Annotated in this window: 14 protein-coding genes; 6 read left to right on the top strand and 8 right to left on the bottom strand. The window is 67.9% G+C overall.

Annotated elements, in window-relative coordinates:
• Positions 1-40 precede the first annotated feature (40 nt).
• The 3 genes from FCU40_RS01730 to FCU40_RS01720 form a co-directional block, all read right to left on the bottom strand.
• The gene (locus FCU40_RS01730; protein ID WP_168072474.1) at positions 41-4,864 is read right to left on the bottom strand and encodes an NAD-glutamate dehydrogenase; all 4,824 of its coding nucleotides are present in this window, start codon (positions 4,862-4,864) and stop codon (positions 41-43) included.
• Between the two features lie 335 nt (positions 4,865-5,199).
• Positions 5,200-6,294, bottom strand: a complete 1,095-nt coding sequence (locus FCU40_RS01725; protein WP_168072473.1) for an AI-2E family transporter — start codon at positions 6,292-6,294, stop codon at positions 5,200-5,202.
• A 140-nt stretch (positions 6,295-6,434) separates the two neighbouring features.
• Complete coding sequence (locus FCU40_RS01720) at positions 6,435-8,876, bottom strand: EAL domain-containing protein (RefSeq protein WP_168072472.1); 2,442 nt, start codon at positions 8,874-8,876, stop codon at positions 6,435-6,437.
• Between the two features lie 186 nt (positions 8,877-9,062).
• Between FCU40_RS01720 and FCU40_RS01715 the strand changes: the two genes are divergently transcribed.
• On the top strand, positions 9,063-10,370 hold the full coding sequence (locus FCU40_RS01715; protein ID WP_168072471.1) for a UDP-glucose/GDP-mannose dehydrogenase family protein: 1,308 nt from the start codon (positions 9,063-9,065) through the stop codon (positions 10,368-10,370).
• 4 nt (positions 10,371-10,374) lie between these two features.
• The gene (locus FCU40_RS01710) at positions 10,375-11,364 is read left to right on the top strand and encodes an NAD-dependent epimerase/dehydratase family protein (protein ID WP_168072469.1); all 990 of its coding nucleotides are present in this window, start codon (positions 10,375-10,377) and stop codon (positions 11,362-11,364) included.
• On the opposite strand, the gene FCU40_RS01705 is transcribed toward FCU40_RS01710, so the two are convergent.
• From FCU40_RS01705 to FCU40_RS01685, 5 genes are all read right to left on the bottom strand, one after another.
• Positions 11,352-12,251, bottom strand: coding sequence for a DMT family transporter (locus tag FCU40_RS01705; protein ID WP_168072467.1), 900 nt, complete (start codon positions 12,249-12,251; stop codon positions 11,352-11,354). The genes FCU40_RS01710 and FCU40_RS01705 overlap by 13 nt on opposite strands.
• Positions 12,248-13,138, bottom strand: coding sequence for an SDR family oxidoreductase (locus tag FCU40_RS01700; protein ID WP_004617067.1), 891 nt, complete (start codon positions 13,136-13,138; stop codon positions 12,248-12,250). The genes FCU40_RS01705 and FCU40_RS01700 overlap by 4 nt, the downstream gene beginning before the upstream one ends.
• A 76-nt stretch (positions 13,139-13,214) precedes the next feature.
• Complete coding sequence (locus FCU40_RS01695; protein ID WP_004617069.1) at positions 13,215-13,433, bottom strand: hypothetical protein; 219 nt, start codon at positions 13,431-13,433, stop codon at positions 13,215-13,217.
• A gap of 70 nt (positions 13,434-13,503) precedes the next feature.
• Positions 13,504-14,442: a WecB/TagA/CpsF family glycosyltransferase gene (locus tag FCU40_RS01690; RefSeq protein WP_004617071.1), complete on the bottom strand. Its 939-nt coding sequence runs from the start codon at positions 14,440-14,442 to the stop codon at positions 13,504-13,506.
• A gap of 105 nt (positions 14,443-14,547) precedes the next feature.
• Positions 14,548-15,546: an NADPH:quinone oxidoreductase family protein gene (locus tag FCU40_RS01685; RefSeq protein ID WP_004617073.1), complete on the bottom strand. Its 999-nt coding sequence runs from the start codon at positions 15,544-15,546 to the stop codon at positions 14,548-14,550.
• 70 nt (positions 15,547-15,616) lie between these two features.
• Between FCU40_RS01685 and FCU40_RS01680 the strand changes: the two genes are divergently transcribed.
• The 4 genes from FCU40_RS01680 (at position 15,617) to FCU40_RS01665 (ending at position 20,948) form a co-directional block, all read left to right on the top strand.
• Complete coding sequence (locus FCU40_RS01680) at positions 15,617-16,495, top strand: isoaspartyl peptidase/L-asparaginase (RefSeq protein ID WP_168072465.1); 879 nt, start codon at positions 15,617-15,619, stop codon at positions 16,493-16,495.
• A 78-nt stretch (positions 16,496-16,573) separates the two neighbouring features.
• Positions 16,574-17,518 carry a cation diffusion facilitator family transporter gene (locus tag FCU40_RS01675; protein ID WP_168072463.1) on the top strand — a complete coding sequence of 315 codons (945 nt, stop codon included), beginning with the start codon at positions 16,574-16,576 and terminating at the stop codon, positions 17,516-17,518.
• A gap of 87 nt (positions 17,519-17,605) precedes the next feature.
• Entirely contained in the window at positions 17,606-19,243 is a 1,638-nt protein-coding gene (gene pgm, locus FCU40_RS01670) for a phosphoglucomutase (alpha-D-glucose-1,6-bisphosphate-dependent) (RefSeq protein WP_168072461.1), read from the top strand.
• A 46-nt stretch (positions 19,244-19,289) separates the two neighbouring features.
• Entirely contained in the window at positions 19,290-20,948 is a 1,659-nt protein-coding gene (locus tag FCU40_RS01665; protein WP_168072459.1) for a lysine--tRNA ligase, read from the top strand.
• Positions 20,949-21,074: the final 126 nt, after the last annotated feature.

Genomic DNA, 21,074 nt, shown 5'->3' with positions numbered 1-21,074 from the left:
CCCCTCCCCTCGTAAGGGAGAGGCGGCGAAGGAGCTAGCCTTAAGCGGCGGCCGACAGCTCTCGCAGGGCCGCGTTGGCGATGGTCAGCTTGGCGAAGGTCCAGCCGCCGCCCGCCTGTTCGATATCCTCGATCGTGCGCTTGACCGCCTTGGGGCGGTCACCGCGCAGGGCCGACCAAGACGCGATCGCCGCCTTGGCCGAGCCTTCGTCCTCGCCGGCCTGGGCGTTGGCGGCGAACTTCAGCACCTGTTGGGTGATCGAGGTCTGCTCGCTCAGCATGTCCTCGATCAGGCGGCGGACCGCCAGGCGCTCGAAGCTGTCGCCGCCGACGAACGAACCGGCCGCGCCCCGCAACCGGTCGAAGCCGAACGCCGCCCCGACCTGGTGATAGAGGCGGGCGACGTTCTCGACGCTCCAGCTGGAGACATTGGCCAGATCGACCAGATCGGCCGCCGTGGTCAGCGGCTGCAAGGCCGCGACGGCCTGGGCCAGGGCTTCGGGGGCGCCATCGGCCACGTAGGCCTTCGCGCGCTTCGACACCGCCTTCTGCTCGAAGGGCGACAGGTTGGCCGGCGTATGGGCCTTCAGCGCCGCGACCGACGGGCCATAGGCCTCGACCAGTTGCTGGACGCTGGAGCTGTCCCGAACAGCGCGACGGGCGAGCCAGAAGGCGAGGCTGCGCAGGGCGTAGGCTAGGGCCTTGTAGAGCGCGGTTTGACCGGCCGCCGAGGCTTGATTATCCAGCGTGTTGACCTGATCCCAGAGGGCGTCGACGCCGAGGATCTCACGCGCGGCGGTAAAGCCGACGACCACCGCCCTGACGTCCGCCCCGGCCGCCGCCTTCAGACGGCTGGCGAAGGTCGGTCCGCACATGTTGACCATCTGATTGCCGACCACCGTGGCGATGATCTCGCGCTTCAGGCGGTGCTTCTGCATCGCGTCGGCGTACTTGCCGAGCGCCTTGGGGAAGTAGCCCTCCAGCGTGGCTTCGAACCACGCATCATCCGGCGCCGAGCTGGCGACGATCTCGTCGAACAGGTCCAGCTTGCCATAGGCCAGCAGCACGGCCAGTTCGGGCCGCGTCAGGCCCTTGCTCGCCGCCTTGCGCTCCAGCAGCACGGTGTTGGTCGGCAGGCCCTCCACCTTGCGATCCAGGCGGCCGCGCTGCTCCAGATCGACCATGTAGCGGATCTGGGCGTCGATCTCGCTGACCGCGTCGCTTTCCAGAAGCGTCAGGGCCAGGGTCTGATCGTAGTTGTGCTCCAGGACATGGTGTCCGACATCATTGGTCATCGAGGCCAGCAAGGTGTTGCGGTCGGGTCGCGAGAGCTCGCCCGAACGCTCCAGAATGCCGGTCAGGATCTTGATGTTGACCTCGTGGTCGGAGCTGTCGACGCCGGCCGAGTTGTCGATCGCGTCGGTGTTGATATGGCCGCCAGCCTGGGCGAACTCGATCCGGCCGGCCTGGGTCAGGCCGAGGTTCGCGCCTTCGCCCACCACCTTGACCCGCAGGTCCGACCCGTTGACCCGGATGGCGTCGTTGGCCTTGTCGCCTGCGTCGGCGTGGCTCTCGCCCTTGGCCTTCACATAGGTGCCGATGCCGCCGAGATAGAGCAGTTCGGCCTTGGACTTCAGGATCGCGGTCATCAGCTCGGCCGGCGACACGGCCTCGGCCTTGATCTCGAAGAGATCGCGGACCTCCTTCGACAGCGGAATGCTCTTGAGGCTACGGGCGAAGACGCCGCCGCCGGGAGAGATCTTCGACTTGTCGTAATCGTCCCACGACGAGCGCGGCAGCTTGAACATCCGGTCGCGCTCGGCCCACGAGACCGCCGGATCCGGGTTCGGATCGAGGAAGATGTGGCGGTGATCGAAGGCGGCCAGCAGTTTGGTCTGCTTCGACAGCAGCATCCCGTTGCCGAACACGTCGCCCGACATGTCGCCGACGCCCACGGCGGTGAAGGTCTGGGTCTGGATGTCCTTGCCCAGTTCGCGGAAGTGGCGCTTGACGGCCTCCCAGGCGCCGCGGGCCGTGATGCCCATGACCTTGTGGTCGTAGCCGACCGAGCCGCCCGACGCGAAGGCGTCGCCGAGCCAGAAGCCGTAGTCCTCCGCGACGCCGTTGGCGATGTCGGAGAAGGTGGCCGTGCCCTTGTCGGCGGCGACGACCAGATAGGGGTCGTGGCCGTCATAAACGACGACCGAGGTCGGCGGCACGACCTGGTTGTCGGCGTCGATATTGTCCGTCAGGTCCAGTAGGCCCGACAGGAACGTCTTGTAGGCGCGGATCGCCTCGGCCTGGATGGCGTCGCGATCGCCGCCGCGCGGCAGTTGCTTCGGATAGAAGCCGCCCTTGGAGCCGACCGGCACGATGACGGCGTTCTTGACCTGCTGAGCCTTCACCAGGCCCAGCACCTCGGTGCGGAAATCGTCGCGGCGATCGGACCAGCGCAGGCCACCCCGCGCGACCGGACCGAAACGCAGATGCACGCCCTCGACATGCGGCGCCGAGACATAGATCTCGCGGAACGGCTTGGGGGCCGGCAGGTCTTCCAGTTCGCGCGAGGCGATCTTGAAGCTGATATAGGGCTTGGGTCCGCCGTCGGCGGCCGGCTGATAGAAGTTCGTGCGCTGAATCGCGCCGACCAGGGCGGCCAGGCGACGCAGGACGCGGTCGGCGTCGAGGCTCTCAACGGCCTGCAGCGCCTCGACGATCTTTTCCTGGACGGCCTTGGCCTGCTGCTCGCGCGTGGCGAGATCGGCGCGGATGGCCGGATCGAAGCGCACCTGGAAGAGATCCAGGATCAGACGGGTGACCGCCGGATGATCCCGGAGGGCGGCTTCCTGCACCAGTTGGCTGGGGTCGAGCCCGGATTGCTGGCGATAGCGGGCCAGAGCGCGCACCAGGGCGGCCTCGCGCCACGTCACCGCCAGCTCCAGCACGATCCGATTAAAGCCGTCGTTTTCGGTCCGGCGAGTCCAGATGGCGACGAAGGCTTCTTCAAAAACCTCGCGGATGTCGTCGAACACCAGATGCTGGCCGGCGGGATCGTCGAGCACGAACTCGTGGACCCAGATCGGATGCGGCCCGTCGGCCTCCTGCACGCTCAGCCGAAAGCCGTCCTCGATCAGCGCCTTTAGGCCCATACGCTCCAAGATGGGCAGGACATCGGCCAGAGGGGCGGCCGCGCCGCGCAGATACAGCTTGAAACGGAAGGTGCGCGGGCCGTCCTCGGAGCGGCGGAAGGCCCTGACGCGCGGCGGCGCGTCGGCGCGTAGGCCTTCGACCATGTCGATATCGGCCAGCGCCTCGATCGCGTCGTACTGATCGCGATAGCCTGGCGGGAAGGCGCGGCCATATTTGGCCAGCAGGGCGCGAACCCCGCCGGCCGGGGCGCCGCCCGCCCGGACGACGGCCTCGAAGCGGTCCTCCCAGGTCAGCGCGGTGTCGGCGATGCGCGCCTCGACCAGACCGAGGTCGGGATCGGGGTGGTCGCCCGGCGTGACCTCCACGATGAAGTGCGCCCGCGCCAGGGGCGCGTCGGAAATCTCGGGATAGTATTCGAGCACCCTGCCGTCATAGGCGTCGGCCAGGATCGCGCCGGCGCGCTCGCACACCTCGGTGTCGAAGCGTTCGCGCGGGATATAGACCAGCACCGAGGCGAAGCGGTCGAACGGGTCCATCCGCGAGAACAGCCGAACCCGAGGCCGGTCGATCAGATGCAACACCCCCAGCGCCATCGACAGAAGGGTCTCCTCGCTGGTCTGGAACAGCTCGTCGCGCGGCCAGGTCTCGAGGATGTTGCGCAGGCGTTTTTCGTTGTGGCTGCCGGGCGCCTTGGCGGCGCGGCGCATAATGCGGGTGACCCGGTGACGGATCAGCGGCACCTCGTTGGCTGGGGTCTCGTAGGCCTCGGCGGTGAACAGGCCCACGAAGCGGAACTCGCCGCATGGACGACCGTCGGAGCCGTAACGACGGATGCCGACATAGTCCATGAAGCCGCGCCGATGGACCCGCGACCGCAGATTGGACTTGGCCACCGCGACCGGAGCGCCTGTCTCGAGCTGGCGACGCAGCTGGGCCGACAGCACCGCCGGCTCGTGGGCGCGGCGCAGCACCGCGCGCGAGGAATCGCGCAAGACCCCAAGGCTCGCCTCGGGCTCGTAAAGCGGTTCCTCGGCCGCGTAGTCGCCATCCGCCGCGCGCGGATATTCATAGACCCGCGCCCCCAGGAACACGAAGTTGTCGTCCTCGAGCCAACGCAGGAACGCGATATCTTCCTGCTGCCCCTCCTCGCTGGTGACCCCGGGCGTCGCCGCCAGTTCAGAGATAGCGCGATGCATCAGCTCACGCATCGCCTTGAAGTCGCCGACGGCGCGGCGGACGTCGAACAGAGTCTCGCGCACCTGTTCCAGCAGGAACTCGACGCGATCCTCGCCAACGGGATCGAGGTGCACCTGGATCAGCGAGCGGGGCAGGCCGTCGATCTCGACGACGGGATGGAACATGGCCCGAACGCGAAAGCCGCCCTCGGTGATCTCGCCCATCACGCTATCGACCAGGAAGGGGCGGTCCGGCTGCACGATCTCCAGCAGGTCGCGGCCCGCGCCGGCTTCGCCAGCCGAGCGAAGGCGGACAACGGGCTGGTCGCCCTTCACGCCGACGGCGTAGTCCCAGAACTCCGCGAGCGACGCGGCGGCGGCGGTGGCCGACAGCACTGGCGCGTCCTCGACCGCCCAATCAGCGTCGACCTGCGCCAGAAAATCCCGCTCCTCGAGCGACAGGGCCTGGACAGTCTTCTGCCGCTTCAACGCATAGGCGGCCGCCAGACTGTCGGTGGGGTTGATCTTGGCGCCGCTCATCTCGCTTCCTCGAAAATTTTACCGACTTACCTAGCGGAGAACGATAAAAACTCAACGTTTCGCGCCAGAAAGAGCGATCTTTGCGCCGTCTTCCGCCGGAACACGCGGCGCGGATCGCCAACAGCTTAGCCTCGGCGGAAAGGCATGTCGTTAATAGGCGAAAACGGAAGCGCCGTCGGCTGGGGGAGGCCGACGGCGCGGGCCCGCTTGGGGGAAGGCGGGCGTCTTCCGGGGAGCGACGGCGGCCTTGCCTGCCGTGGTCCGCGGTGTGTCCGGGTGGGGGGAGCCGGACAGGACATAGATAGGGACGTGGGAGGGCATTTTAAGGGCCTTCCTCATTTCTTTCGCGGCGTCGAAGGCGTGGCCGCCGTCGCCGCCCGCTCACCCTGCGGATCGCCGTCTTCGGAAAGAAGGATGGCGATCCAGCGCGAGCCGTCGAACTGGGCCAGGATCACCATGGCGGCCACGGTCAGAGGCGTGGACAGGAACATGCCCGGCACGCCCCACAGCGCGCCCCAAAGCGCCAAGGACAGCAGCACCACCGTCGGATCCATGTTCAGGCTTTCGCCCTGCATACGCGGATAGATGACGTTGCCGACCACGAAGAAGATGGTCTGCAGGGCGGCGAACAGGATGATCGCGGGCCAAAAGCTCTGCGGAAACTGCACCAGCGCGAACAGCGGCGGCAAGAAGCAGCCGATCGCGCCCCCCAGGATCGGGATATAGGCCGCCAGGAAGATCAGGAAGGCCCAGAAGAAGGCGTTGTCCAGCCGCAGCAGCATCATCACCACGAAGGCCGAGGCGGCGATCATCAGGCCGGTCACCGTCTGTATCCAGAGATACTGCTCGACCCCGTCGCGGATGCGCTGGAACATCTTCAAGTTCCGCTCGCGCTCGGCGTGCTGGGGAAACAGGGCGACGATCTTGCGGCCGAAGCCTTTGCGCGAGGCGATGATGAATCCGAGATAGATCAGGACCAAAACCGCGCTGGACGCGAAATTGCCGAACGAGGCCGCCGCCTGGCCTATGAAGCGCTGCGGATTCAGCTCGTTCACCAGGCCGCCGATCGTCGGGGCCACCTTGATCCCGGCGATGTGCGCGACCCGGGCGATGATCTCGTTCAGGCGCGGCGTGTAGTCCTTGAGTTGGTCGAAGAAGCCTCGGCCGTTGGCGATCACCACCCAGAAGGCCACTCCGAAGAGCAGGACCGACAGCACCATGGCCGTTGGCATGGCGGCGCGAGTGGGAAAGCCGGGAACACGGGTCGTCAGCACCCGGGCGAAGCTGTCGATCATCACGGCCAGGAAGAGCGCCAGGGCCAGCGGGGTCAGGATGCCCTGCATCCAGTAGAGCGTCGCCCCGCCGGCCAGGACGGCCAGGAACACCACCGCGTTGCGAGTGGTCACGGAGGGCGTGGCGGGGGCGGGCATGAACGAACTCTCCGGCGGCGCGACGACATTGCCCGCGCCGATCGGTCACGCGCAAGGCCCCGTTCGGGGGCGGCCGAATCCTAACGCGGGTTTTGACAATGGCGCCGCGGAAGAGCGAAGAGCGTGGTCGGAACGCCGGCTCAGGCCGAGCGCTTGACCTTGCGCGCCGACCCGACGTCCGGCTCGGCGATCGTCGACGCCACAGCCACGGTCCAGGCCGTCAGGGCGTCCACCGGCGCCGGACGGCCGATGGCGTAGCCCTGCAGCTCGGCGCATTGCTCTCCGCGGAGGAAGAGGATCTGCTCTTCCGTCTCGACGCCCTCGGCGACGACCGGAATTTCAAGGCTGCGGCCCAAGCCGAGAACGGCGCGCACGATCACGGTGGCCCGGTCGTGCCGGTGGATATTCTCGACGAAGCTCTTGTCGATCTTGATCTTGTCGAACGGGAACGATTGCAGCGTCGAAAGCGAGGAGAAGCCGGTGCCGAAATCGTCCATGGCGATCCGCACCCCGAGCGCCTTCAGGCGACGCAGATTGTCCAGCGCCCGCTGGTAGTCCTTGAACAGGGCGCTCTCGGTGATCTCCAGTTCCAGGCGAGACGGCGAGAGGCCCGAGGTGATGAGAACCTCGTGCACCAGGCTGGGCAGGTCCGGATCGTGCAGCTGGATCGGCGAGAGATTCACCGCGATGCGCAGCGGCTTCTCCCACGCGGCGGCGTCGGCGCAGGCGCGGCGCAGGACCCAGTCGCCCAGCGCGCCGATCAGGCCGTTCTCCTCGGCCACGGTGATAAAATCCAGCGGTGGGATCATGCCCCGCGTCGGGTGCTTCCAGCGGACCAGGGCCTCGAAGCCGCAGACCTCGCCGTCGGCCGCCCGGGCCAGGGGCTGGTAGTGGACCACGAGTTCGCCATCGGCGATGCCCTGCCGCAGGTCGCGGGCCAGGTTGCGGCGCTCGCGGATGCTGTCATCCATCTCGCGCTTGAAGAAGCGATAGACGCCGCGGCCGCTTTCCTTGGCGCGGTTGAGCGCCATGTCGGCATTGGCCATCAGGGTCTCGGCCGCGCGGCCGTCTTCCGGATAGAGGCTGACGCCCAGGCTGGCGGCGAGGCTCAGGTCCTGCCCCTCGAACACCATGGGCGCCGACAGCATCTCGAGCAGGCGGCCCGACAGTTCGGCGGCCGCCGCCGGCTGATCGCCGCCGGCGACCTGCGCGACGATGAACTCGTCGCCGCCCAGGCGCGCGACGAAGGACGGGGACTGCACCGCCGACTGCAGTCGGCGGGCCGTCTCCACCAGGATGGCGTCGCCGGCCTGGTGTCCGTGCTGATCGTTGGCGTCCTTGAAATGATCGAGGTCGATGCAGAACACCGACAGGCTCTCGCCCGAGGCCTCGACGCGCTCGATGGCGGCCGCCAGGCGGGCTTGCAGCGAATTGCGATTGGGCAGACCGGTCAGGCCGTCATGCTCGGCGAGATAGCGGATCTTCTCCTCGGCCGCGCGACGTTCGCGCAGGTCACGGATGGCCAGGACCGTCAGACCCGAGGTCTCGATGCGCGCGCCATCGTCCATCAGACGCGAGAACACCTCGACCGGAATCTCGCGACCGCCGCCGACCGGCTGCAGCCGCCCCTCGCGGCGCACGCCTTCATGGCCGGAACCGCTGTCCTCGATGGTCAGCATGGCCCCGATCAGCGGACGCCCGATCAGCTCCGACAGCGGCGCGCCGGCCAGTTCGCAGAAAGCGGCGTTGGCGTCGTTGATCTTGCCGGACTGGACGACGACCAGACCCTCGTAGGCGGCGTTGGCCAGGCGGCGGATACGCTCCAGGGCCGAGCGCGAGGTCTGGGACTCGATAGCGACGGCGCCCAGCCCGCCCAGGATGATCATCGCGGTGATCGAGCCGACCGCCAGGGTCAGCATCGCGCCCGACAGCAACTGGTCGGGCACCTCGATCGAGGTGTCCGGAATGATGGTGATGGCCGACATGCCGGTGAAGTGGAGCGCGATGATGCCCAGGGACAGCAGGCCGCCGCCCAGGGCCTGTCGCTTGGTCGTGCGGGCGCTGCCGGCCGCCGCGAGGGCCGCGACCGCGCCGCTCACGCCCAGAATGGCGGAAAGGCCGACCGTCGCGTGCTCCCAGACCAGACGTCCTTGGGTCACGAACGCCGACATGCCGGTGTAGTGCATGGCCGCGACGCCAAGCCCGAGCAGAAGCCCCCCGGTAAGGTCGTTGGTGGTGCTGCGCTGGGCCGAGGCCACGGCGAAGCCGCTGGCCATGAACAGGGCCGCGATCATCAGCGACAGCAGGGTGCCCGTCGGGCTGTAGCCCGTCTTCAGGCCCGGCGTGAAGGCGACCATGGCGATGAAGTGCGTGGCCCAGACGCTCGACCCCGCGACCAGACCGGTGAGCAGCAGCCAGGCGGCGCGAACGACGCCCCGCGCCCCGCGCATCCGCGAGTAGAGGCGGAAGGTCGTGAAACATCCCGCCATGCAAACCAGAACTGCGACAACCAGCAGGCGCAGATCATGCTGCGTCGTCAGGCAGGTCAGAAACTTAAGCACGCACGCCCCCACTAGGGTCATAAGACCTTATGGCTACAGCTTAAGTTGCGAATAAACCGTTTCTGATCGGACGACGCCGACGGGACGCATCGAGCCCTCCTCATTCCGGAAACACCAGGCTTCGGCTTGGCCCGACTTGCCTCGGCGAGCCGATTGCTGGATTAGGCGCAATAGCGCCGCGTGGCGGCGAGGATCGGGAATACATCGATGCGCGTAGCGATGATTGGCACGGGGTATGTGGGGCTGGTGTCGGGGGCGTGTTTCGCCGACTTCGGTCACGAGGTGACGTGCATCGACAAGGATCCGGGCAAGATCGCGCGGCTGGAGAAGGGGGAGATCCCGATCTTCGAGCCTGGTCTGGACGACCTGGTGGCGCGCAATGTCCGCGAGGGGCGGCTGTTCTTCACGCTGGACGGGGCGCGGGCGATCCGCGGCGCCGACGCGGTGTTCATCGCGGTGGGCACGCCGACCCGTCGGGGCGACGGCCACGCCGACCTTAGCTATGTCTACGCGGCGGCCGAGGAGATCGCCGGGCTGATCGACGGCTTCACGGTGGTGGTGACCAAGTCGACCGTGCCGGTCGGCACCGGCGACGAGGTCGAGGCGATCATCCGCAAGGCCAATCCGAACGCCCAGTTCGCGGTGGTCTCCAACCCGGAGTTCCTGCGCGAGGGCGCGGCGATCGAGGACTTCAAGCGTCCCGACCGCGTGGTGGTGGGCACCGACGACGAGCGGGCCCAGGCGGTGATGCGCGACCTCTACCGGCCGCTGTTCCTGAACGAGACCCCGATCGTCTTCACCGGCCGGCGGACCAGCGAGCTGATCAAGTACGCGGCCAACGCCTTCCTGGCGATGAAGATCACCTTCATCAACGAGATGGCCGACCTCTGCGAGAAGGTGGGGGCCGACGTCCAGCAGGTGGCCAAGGGCATCGGCCTGGACAAGCGGATCGGGGGCAAGTTCCTCAACGCCGGCCCGGGCTATGGCGGATCGTGCTTCCCCAAGGACACCCTGGCCCTGGTCAAGACCGCCCAGGACTACGGCGCGCCGACGCGGCTGATCGAGACCACGGTCGAGGTCAATGACGCGCGCAAGAAGGCCATGGCCGGCAAGGTGGCCGCCGCGATCGGGGCCCAGGACCTGACCGGCAAGACGATCGGGGTGCTGGGCCTGACCTTCAAGCCCAACACCGACGACATGCGCGACGCGCCCAGCCTCGACATCGTCCCGGCCCTGCAAGCCCTGGGCGCCAAGGTCCAGGCCTTCGACCCCGAGGGCCGCCACGAGGCCGAGAAGCTGCTGGCGGGCGTCGACTTCAAGGCCGGCGCCTATGACGCGGCCGAGGGCGCCGACGCCCTGGTGATCCTCACCGAATGGGACCAGTTCCGGGCCCTGGATCTCGACCGCCTCAAACTGCTCCTCAAGTCCCCCACCGTCGTCGACCTGCGCAACGTCTACAAGCCCGCCGAAATGGTCCGACACGGCTTCACCTACGCCTCCATCGGGCGGAACTAACGGGATGGACCAGACCCCGGTCATCGTCCCGCCCGTGATCGTGACAGGCGCCGCCGGCTTCGTGGGCTGTCACGTGGCCGAGCGCCTTCTCGAGCGCGGCGAGACGGTGATCGGGGTCGACGTGTTCAACGCCTATTACGACCCAGCCCTGAAGGAGGCCCGAGCCGCGCGGCTTGAATCCCGGCGGGGCTACAAGACGGTCCGCATGGATATCGCCGACCACGCGGCCTTCGCCGATCTGGTGAAGACGTCCGGGGCCCGACGGGTGATCCACCTGGCCGCCCAGGCCGGCGTTCGCTATTCGATCGACAACCCGTTCGCCTATGAGCGCTCGAACCTGGCCGGCCATCTCTCGGTGCTGGAAGCCTGCCGGCACGCCGGCGTGGAGCACCTCGTCTACGCCTCGTCGTCCAGCGTCTATGGCGAGCGGCCGCTCAACGGCGACGGCTTTCGCGAAACCGATCCGGCCGACCATCCGGTCTCGCTGTACGCGGCCACCAAGCGGTCCTGCGAGCTTCTGAGCCAGAGCTACGCCAAGCTCTACGGCTTCCCGCAATCGGGCCTGCGGTTCTTCACGGTCTATGGCCCGTGGGGCCGGCCCGACATGGCCTATTACGGTTTCACCGAGAAGATGCTGAAGGGCCAGCCGATCGAGGTCTATGGCGAGGGCAGGATGGCCCGCGACTTCACCTATATCGACGACATCGTCGACGGCGTGCTCGGCGTGCTGGACCACCCTCCGGCGGCGGGGGGCCACGAACTCTACAACATCGGCGACAACGATCCGGTCGGGCTGATGGAGATGATCTCGACCCTGGAGGCGGCGCTGGGCGTCGAGGCGACCAAGATCTTCCTGCCGATGCAGCCGGGCGACGTGCCCGCCACCTTCGCCAATATCGACAAGCTGCGGGCCCTGTGCGGCTACAAGCCCAAGGTCAAGCTGGCCGACGGTCTGGCCCGCTTCGTGGCCTGGCGCCGGGCCTATGCCGGCTGAGGCGCAATCGCCGCGCGCCGGGCCAACTGGTGCTCCCGCCACGAGATGAACAGCGTCGAGGCGATCACGATCGCCGCTCCGACGATCACCGCCGCGCGCGGAACCTCGTGGAACAACAGCAAACCCGCCGCCACGGCGAAGACCAGCCGCGTATAGTCGATCGGCGCCATGACCGCGGCCTCGCCGGCCTCCATGCCCTTGATATAGGCGCCTTGGGTGAAGGTGCCGATGACGCCCATGGCCGACAGTAGCGCCAGGTCGCGCAAGCTTGGCCACTTCCAGACGAACAGCGCCGGCGGGATCGCGAAGACCACGCCCAGCACCGCCGCGTAGACCAGCAGCACGAATGGGCTGTGGTCGCGGGTCATCACCTTCATGCCGGTGATGGTCAGGGCGAACAGGAACGCCGAAGCCAGGGCGCAGGCCTGCGGCCAGCCCAGCCAGTGCGACGCGCCGCCCGCGCCCGGTCGCAGCATGATCAAGACGCCGACAAAGCCGACCACCGCCGCCCCGATCCGCAAGGGCCCTATCGGCTCGCGCAGAACCAGCCCGGCCAGCGGGACCAACCACAGCGTCCGGGTGAACGACAGGGCGTTGGCGTCGGCCAGGGGCAGCTTCTGATAGGCGTAGAAGCCCATGATCAGCGCCAGCACGCCGGCGCTGGAGCGAAAGATCAGGATGCCCGGTCGCGTCGTGCGGAACGCCGCCCGCCAGTCGCGGGCGATCAGAGGCAGGAGCACGACGACGCCGGCCAGCTGGCGATAGAAGGTCTGCAGCGCGGCCGGATAGCCCGGCCCCAGATACTTGATCAAGGTGGTCATCGCCGTGAAGCCGAGGGCGGAGGCCAGCATCCACAGCGCGCCGCGCAGGTTCGGCGTCAGGGTCACCCGGCCGCGCCGGCGGCGAGCAGCTGGGCGCGCATCGCCTCAGCCTGCTCGGGCGAGATGCCCATCGCGGCGAGGATCGGCGACGGGGTGTCCTTGTCCCAGGCGCTGCGCGGACCGACGGTGATGCCCCCGTCGACGACGATGTGGGTCCCGGTGACGAAGCGCGAATCGTCGCTGGCCAGGTACAGCGCCGCGGCGGCGATGTCCTCGGGCAAGCCCGACTTGGGCATCGGCTGGATCTTCGGCCCGATCGAGGCGATCTGGGCGGCCATCTGGTCGGCGACCTCGCGGGGCAGACCCATCGAGGCGCCGAAGATCGACGTGGCGATCAGGCCCGGGCAGATGGCGTTGACCCGGATCTTCAGCGGCGACAGCTCGGCCGCCGCGCAGCGGCTCATATGGATCACCGCCGACTTGGCGGCCGAATAGGCCAGGGGTCCAAAGCCCGCCTGCAGGCCGGCGATCGAGGCGGTGTTGATGATCGAACCGCCGCCGCGCTTCAGCATCAGGGGCGTCGCGTGCTTCATGCCGATAGCCGGACCGCGCACCAGGAGGGCGAAGGTCTTGTCCCAACCGTCGACGGTCAGTTCCTGAACGCCGGCGGGCGTACCGCCGTGGCCGGCGTTGTTGAACAGGATATCGAGACCGCCGAACGCGCTCTCGGCCAGGGCCATGGTCTTGGCCAGCTCGTCCTCGACGGTGACGTCGCAGCGCGAGAAGCGCACCCGGTCGGGAAAGCGCCGCTCCAGCATCTCGCCCTTTTCAGCCTGCAGGTCGGCGGCGATGACGCTGGCGCCCTCGGCCACGAACAGTTCGACCGCGCCCAGGCCGATACCCGAGCAGCCACCGGTAACGACGGCGACCTTGCCGTCCAGACGTCCGACCATGCTGAATTCCTCCGCTCGCCCGACCTCTCTCGGGTCGGTGATCAATGATCATATGAGCGGAGGCAGGGGCGGTTGGCTAGGGGTTTTCCGCGCGCAAGCGGCGATCAGGCGCGCGGCGGACCAGCGGCTCGATCGTTCGCCCCAGATGACTGACGGCCAGCCACAACAGGCAGGGCGCCAGCAGCGCGACCCAGGCCAGACCCAGGCCGGCGAGGCCCACGCCCGCCACGGCCCGATGCGCGAAGCCGGAGCGCTCGTTGGCCTCCAGCGTCATGACGCGAATATCCAGGCTCATTATCCCCCAAGCCTTTCCTTGCTGCCGACAAGCGTGACGACCGCGCCGTTTCCGGCTCCCACGGCGATCATCATGCTTCACGCGGCGTTTCATTGCGAGCGCGCATCTTCTCCCAGCGCGCCGCCTCGGCGGTCTTCACGTCGCCCTCGATCAGGCGAAGGGTGACGGCGCGACCCACGTCGCGCATGGCCGGACCGATCAACGACCAGGGCTCCACGCAGTAGCGCGAGAACAGGCGCTGGGGATCGGCCATCAGGCGGAACAGCCATTCCATGCCCATCGGCCCCATCCAGCGCGGCGCGGGCTTCTGCACGCCGGCCTCATAGTCGAAGGCGCCGCCGACCGTGAAGGTCGCCGCCGGTCCGTAGGCCTTATGGTTTTGCAGCGTCCAGATTTCCTGGCGCGGCATTCCCATGCCGACCAGCACGATGTCGGGTGAAAACGCCCGGATCGCGGCCAGCACCGCCTCGTTCTCGGGCGAGCCCGGCGTGACGTCGAAATAGCCGTGATGGGTGGCGATCCTGGCGTCGGGCCAATCCTGGCGGATGCGCTCGGCGCCCTTTTCGGCCACGCCCGGCGCGCCGCCCAGGAAGAAGACCTTCCAGTTCTTCTCGCTGGCCAGTCGCCAGAAGTCGTCGCGCCAGTCCAGATAGGTGCAGCGGTGGAAGCGCCGGCTGGCCCGGCCCACCAGACGCGCCCAGAAGATCAGCGGCACGCTGTCGACCTCGATCAAGTCGGCGATCTTGTAAAATTCGCCGATCTGGTGATCGCGGCCGATCAGATAGAGGCTGTGGAGATTGTGGTTGGCGACGAGGGCGCTCTGCCCCGCCTCCAGCTTTCCCGTCACGAAGTGAAACACCTCTTCGGGACGCACCAAGTCCATGGCGCCGCCCAGCACGCGCACGCGCTCGTCCGGACGCCGGGTCAGGCGGTAAGGGCGCCGGGGCGCGACTGGAGGCGCGGCCGTGGCCGCGTCCCTCGCGCCGTTTTGCTCCCGTTGGACGAACATCGCCGCGGAGTCTCCCAATTACGGAGCGCACCATGCGGCCATGTCCTGTTTCTTTCGCTAAAAAGCATACTTAGCGAGATTTAACCACGATCCCCGCTAACCTTTTCATTCAACCGTGATCACCACCTTGCCCATGGCCTTGCGGCTGGAGAGGTGCGCGATCGCGTCGCCGGCGCGGGCCAGGGGGAAGCGCTCTGAGACATAGGGCCGGATCTTGCCCTCGGCGTAGAGCGCCATCAGTTCCTTGAGGTTCTGGGCGTGGCCCTTGGGGTCGCGCGCCACCGCCGCGCCCCAGAAGACGCCGACGATGTCGCACGACTTCAGCAGCGTCAGATTCAGCGGGATTTTCGGAATGCCCGACGGGAAACCGATGACCAGGAAGCGACCGTTCCAGCCGGCGGCGCGGATCGTCGCCTCGGAATAGTCGCCGCCGACCGCGTCATAGGCGACGTCCCAACCGTTCGGTCCGCAGGCGTCCTTGATCAGGTTGGCCAGCGCCTTCTGGCCATCCTTGTCGAACGGTCCGCGCGGATAGACCACCCCGCTTTCCGCGCCGTGCTTGACGGCCAGGTCGACCTTTTCCTGGCTGGAGGCCGCGGCGATAACGCGCGCGCCCATGGCCTTGCCCAGTTCGACCGCGGCCAGGCCCACGCCCCCGGCGGCGCCCAGGACCAGCAGTGTTTCGCCCGCCTTGATGTGACCGCGATCCTTCAAGGCATAGTAGGAGGTGCCGTAGGTCAGGACGAAGGCGGCGGCCTCGTCGAAGGGCATGTCGTCGGGAATGGGCGTGCAGCGCTGCTCTTCCAGCGCCAGCTTCTCGGCGAAGCCGCCCCAGCCGGTCGAGGCCAGCACGCGATCACCGACCTTGAAGCGGCTGACGCCCTCGCCCACCGCCGAGATCACGCCGGACACCTCGCCGCCGGGCGCGAACGGGCGCGTCGGCTTGAACTGGTACTTGTCCTCGATGATCAGGACGTCGGGATAGTTGACGCCGCAAGCCTTGACGTCGATCAGCACCTGGCCGGGCCCGGCGACGGGATCGGGCAGTTCCTCGAGCACCAGGGTCTCGGGGCCGCCGACTTCCTTGCTGAGCACCGCCTTCATATCGCCTCTCCCGGATTTCTTGATTAAGAGGTCCGGACGCTAGCGCGGGACGCCGGGCCAAGGAAGCAGAATGTCAAACAAACGTTTTAGCCTCGCACTGCACGGCGGCGCGGGCGCGAAGCCTGGCCACGACTACGCGGTCGAGATCGCGCATATGCGTAGCTTGGTCGAGGCCGCCCGTGATCGCCTGGCCGCCGGGGCCAGCGCGCTGGACGTCGCGGTCGAGACCGTGGTCGCCCTCGAGGCCAGCGGCCTCTATATCGCCGGCAAGGGCGCCTCGCCCAACGCCGACGGCGAATACGAACTGGACGCCAGCCTGATGGACGGCGCCACGCTGAAGGCCGGCTCGGTGGCCGCCTTGAGAGGCTTCAAGAGCCCGATCCTGACCGCCCGCGCGGTGATGGAGGCTACGCCGCACGTGATGCTGGCCGGTCAGGGCGCGATCGACTTCGCCGCCGAGCAGGGCCTGGAGCCCGTGGAAGACCCGGAGGCCTGGTTCACCCGCGCGGGGGCGTTCGAGGACAATCACCCACCGGACGCCCTGCCTGTCGGCACGGTCGGCTGCGTGGTCCGCGACACGGACGGGCGTCTGGCCGCCGCCACCTCGACGGCCGGCGTGTTCGGCAAGCGGCCCGGCCGAGTCGGCGACTCCCCGGTGATCGGCGCCGGCGCCTGGGCTGACGGCCACGCCGCGGTGTCCTGCACAGGCCAAGGCGAATATTTCATCCGCGCCGCCGTCGCGGTCCAGGTCGCCCATCGCGTCCGCTTCGGGGGCCAAGACCTGGAAGAGGCCGCGCGCCAGGCGATCGCCAGCGTGGCGGACCTGGGCGGCCATGGCGGTCTGGTCTCGGTCGATCGGGACGGAAATGTCGCCATGCCCTTCGCCTCGAGCGGCCTCAAGCGCGCGGCGCTGCTGAAGGACGGAACCATCGTCAGCGCGGCCTTCTGACGCCGCCGCCAAGACCCTGACGCGGATAGCGCGGCGACGCGGGGGAACACGGCCGGTCGCCCCCGCGTTTGCCGCCCCATGGCGTCTGCCCCCAAGACCAGCGGTTCGCAAAAGGTGGTGTTCGCGGCCCTGGCCGGGAACCTGGCCATCGCCGTGACCAAGTTCGCTGCCGCTTTGCTGACCGGCTCGTCGGCCATGCTGACCGAGGCGATCCATTCCAGCGTCGACACCGGCAACCAAGGCCTGTTGTTGCTGGGCCTCGCCCGCGCCAATCGACCGCCCAGCCAGAGCCATCCGTTCGGCTACGGCATGGAGCTCTATTTCTGGTCCTTCGTCGTGGCTTTGATGATCTTCGCTCTGGGCGGAGCGGTCTCGGTCTATCAGGGCGTCCACAAGATCCTGCGGCCCGAACCGATCGACCGAGCGTGGATCAATTTCGCGGTCATCGGCTTCTCGGCCCTGTTCGAGGGCGGATCGTTCGTCGTGGCCTGGCGCGAGTTCAAGACGCTGCGCGGCGAGGTTCCGTTCTTCCGCGCCCTCAAGGGCAGCAAGGACCCGTCGATCTTCGCGGTGCTTCTGGAGGACGGGGCGGCGCTGCTGGGCCTGTGCCTGGCGGCGTTGGGCGTCGCGGGCTCGATCGCGGGCCTGGCCTGGGCGGACGGCGCGGCCTCGGTGGCGATCGGCGTGCTGCTGGTCCTCATCGCCGCCTTCCTGGCCAACGAAACCCGCAGCCTGCTGACTGGCGAGGCCGCCGCCCCGCGCATCGTCGAGGCCGTGCGCGAAGCTTTGGCCCGGGACGCCCGCGTCGAGAACGTGGCCGAGGTGCTGAGCATGCATCTGGGGCCCCACGAGATTCTGCTGGGCGTGACGCTGGACTTCCAGGACCAATTGACGGCCGGCGAGATCGAGGACGCCGCCGACGACTTCGCCGCCCTGATCCGAGGCGTCGATCCTCGCATCACCCGGGTCTTCGTCCGTTCGGGCCGGGCGCGCGCCGCCTATGCCCGAGCCGCGCCGCCATGACCCCTGCTCGCGTGCGCGATATTTTAGTGAAATCGTCTTCTACCCCGCTTACGGGATCAACCCGTCGCTATCCAAAAGGGTGTCCCGATGCATGACCGCGCCGGCCTTCGCGCTCTTCCCGAAGACCTGATCGACCTTGACGCCCTGGTCCGCGCCTATTTCGACATCGCGCCCGACGTCGCCAATCCGGCCCAGAAGGTGACCTTCGGCACCTCGGGTCATCGCGGCTCCAGCCTGGATGGCGGCTTCAACGAGCGCCACATCCTGGCCATCGCCCAGGCCGTCGCCGACTACCGCGCCGCCGAGGGAGTCGCCGGTCCGCTGTTCATCGGCCGCGACACCCACGCCCTGTCCGAGCCGGCCTGGCGCACGGTGATCGAGGTGCTGGCCGCCAACGCCGTCGAGATCCTGGTCGACAGCCGCGACGGCTTCACCCCGACCCCGGCGGTGTCGCACGCCATCCTGACCCATAACCGCCAAGGCGGAGCGCGAGCCGACGGCCTGCTGCTCACCCCCTCGCACAACCCACCGCGCGACGGCGGCATCAAGTACAATCCGCCGTCCGGCGGTCCGGCGGGCTCGGACGCCACCTCGGCCATCGCCGCCCGCGCCAACGCCTTGCTGGCCGAGGGGCTCGCCGGCGTGAGGCGCCTGCCGTTCGAGCGAGCGATCAAGGCCGCCGGCCGCTACGATTTCCTGGGCCGTTATGTCGAAGACCTGCCGGCGGTGATCGACGTCGAGGCCATCCGCGCGGCCGGGGTGCGGATCGGGGCCGATCCGCTGGGCGGCGCGGCGGTCGCCTATTGGGGCGCGATCGCCGAGCGTCATGGGCTAAACCTGACGGTGGTCAACGACGCGGTCGACCCCCGCTGGGCGTTCATGCCGCTCGACACCGACGGCAAGATCCGCATGGACTGCTCGTCCGCCTCGGCCATGGCCAACCTGATCGGCATCATGAAGGGCGGGGCGGCCTATGACGTCGCCACGGGCAACGACGCCGACGCCGATCGCCACGGCATCGTCACGCCCGATGGCGGGCTGATGAACCCCAACCACTACCTGGCCGCGGCCATCTCGTACCTGTTCAGCCACCGTCCCGGCTGGGGCGCGGACACGGCGGTGGGCAAGACCTTGGTGTCGTCCTCGATGATCGATCGGGTGGTGACAGGCCTGGGTCGCCGCCTGCTCGAGGTGCCGGTCGGCTTCAAGTACTTCGTGCCCGGCCTGCTGGACGGTTCGGTCGGCTTCGGCGGCGAGGAGTCGGCCGGCGCGGCCTTCCTGCGCCACGACGGCGGGGTGTGGACCACCGACAAGGACGGCATCCAGCTGGCCCTGCTGGCGGCCGAGATCCAGGCGGTGACGGGCCAGAGCGCCAGCCAGCTCTATAACGGTCTGACGGAAAAGTATGGCGCGCCGGCCTATGCCCGCGTCGACGCCGCGGCCAGCCGCGAGGACAAGGCGCGCCTCGCCAAGCTCAGCCCCAGCGACGTCTCCGCCAAGACCCTGGCCGGCGAGCCGATCACCGACATCCTCACCAACGCCCCCGGCAATGGCGAGGCGATCGGCGGCCTGAAGGTGTGCACGAAGAACGCCTGGTTCGCCGCCCGGCCATCGGGCACCGAGGACGTCTACAAGGTCTATGCGGAGTCGTTCCTGGGCCCCGATCACCTCAAGCAAGTGCAGACCGAGGCGCGCGAAGTGGTGGCGGGCGCGTTGAAGGGCTGAGGGTCCGCCCTAGCCCTTTGGCGTCGCAGCGTTTATACGCCGCGCCATGTTTGAAGGCCTCTCCCCCCTCGCCCGCGATGCTCGCTCCTGGCCGTTCGAGCAGGCGCGCGCCACCATCGCCCGCGTCCTGCGCGTGCGCCTCCCCGACCGCGCCGACCAGGACGCCGCCAAGGCCCTGATCGACGCCGGCAAGACCGACGAGGCGGTGAAAGCCTATCCGGCCCTCTCCAAGGCCGTGATCTTCGAGACCGGCTACGGGCCGTCGGGCCTGCCGCACCTGGGCACCTTCGGCGAGGTGGCGCGCACGACCATGGTGCGCCAGGCCTTCCGCGCGCTCACCGACGATCATATGCCCACCCGCCTGATCGCCTTCAGCGACGACATGGACGGTCTGCGCAAGGTTCCCGACAACATCGAGAACAAGCAGCCGCTGATCGAGGATCTGGGCAAGCCGCTGACCGTGGTCCGCGACCCGTTCGGCACCCACGACAGCTTCGGCGCCCACAACAACGCCCGCCTGCGCGCGTTCCTGGACGGCTTCGGCTTCGAGTACGAGTTCGTCAGCTCGACCGACTGCTACAAGGGCGGCCTGTTCGACGCGACCCTGCTGATCGCGCTCGAGCGCTTCGACGCCATCCAGAAGGTCATGCTGCCGACCCTGGGCGAGGAGCGCCGCGCCACCTATTCGCCGTTCCTGCCGATCAGCCCGACCACCGGCAAGGTGCTGCAGGTCCCGACCCTGGAGCGGAATGTCGACAAGGGCACGATCGTCTTCGAGGACGAGGACGGTTCCAAGGTCGAGGTCCCGGTCACCGGCGGCCACGTCAAGATGCAGTGGAAGCCCGACTGGGCCATGCGCTGGACCGCCTTGGGCGTCGACTACGAGATGTCGGGCAAGGACCTGATCGACTCGGTCAAGGCCTCGGGCGCCATCTGCAAGGCGCTGGGCGGGACTCCGCCGGAGGGTTTCAACTACGAGCTCTTCCTGGACGAGAACAACCAGAAGATCTCCAAGTCCAAGGGCAACGGCCTCTCCATGGAGGACTGGCTGCGGTACGGCGCACCGGAGAGCCTGTCGTACTACATGTTCCAGAGCCCCAAGTCGGCCAAGAAGCTCTATTTCGACGTCATTCCCAAGGCGACCGACGAGTACCTGCAGCAGCTGGACGCGTTCGGTCGCCAGGAGCCGGCCAAGCAGCTCGACAACCCGGTCTGGCACATCCACTCGGGCAAGCCGCCCGAGCAGGGCTCGCCGGTGTCGTTCAGCCTGATGCTGAATCTCGTTTCGGCCGCCGACGCCTCGACCAAGGAAATCCTCTGGGGCTTCCTGTCGCGTTACATCCCGGGCGCGACGCCGGAAAGCCAGCCGCTGCTGGATCGCCTGGCCGGCTACGCGATCAACTATTACGAGGACTTCGTGAAGCCCTCGAAGACCTTCCGCGCTCCGACCGACCAGGAACGCGCGGCGATGCTGGACCTGCTGGCCAAGCTGAAAGCCATGCCGGCCGGAACCCAGGACGCCGAGCTGATCCAGAACGAGGTGTTCGAGGTCGGCAAGACCCACGGCTTCGACCCGCTGCGCGCCTGGTTCCAGGCGCTGTACGAAGTGCTGCTGGGCCAGAGCCAGGGCCCGCGCTTCGGCTCCTTCGCCGCGATCTTCGGGATCGATCGGACGGTGGCGCTGATCGAGGAAAAGTTGGGCTAGAACCTGTCCGCTTCAAATGGAATCATTTGAAGCGGATAAACAGGCTCTAAATTCAAACATTTAGAGCGCGTTCGAGCGGTTTAACCGCTCACACTTAAACCTACGCGCTCTAGCCGCGTAACCCCT

It is taken from the genome of Caulobacter sp. SSI4214 (genome assembly GCF_012184455.1).
GTDB classification, from domain to species: Bacteria; Pseudomonadota; Alphaproteobacteria; order Caulobacterales; family Caulobacteraceae; genus Caulobacter; species Caulobacter vibrioides_E.
The sequence above is the reverse complement of the archived record's forward strand: the minus strand, read 5'-3'. Positions and strand labels throughout refer to the sequence as shown.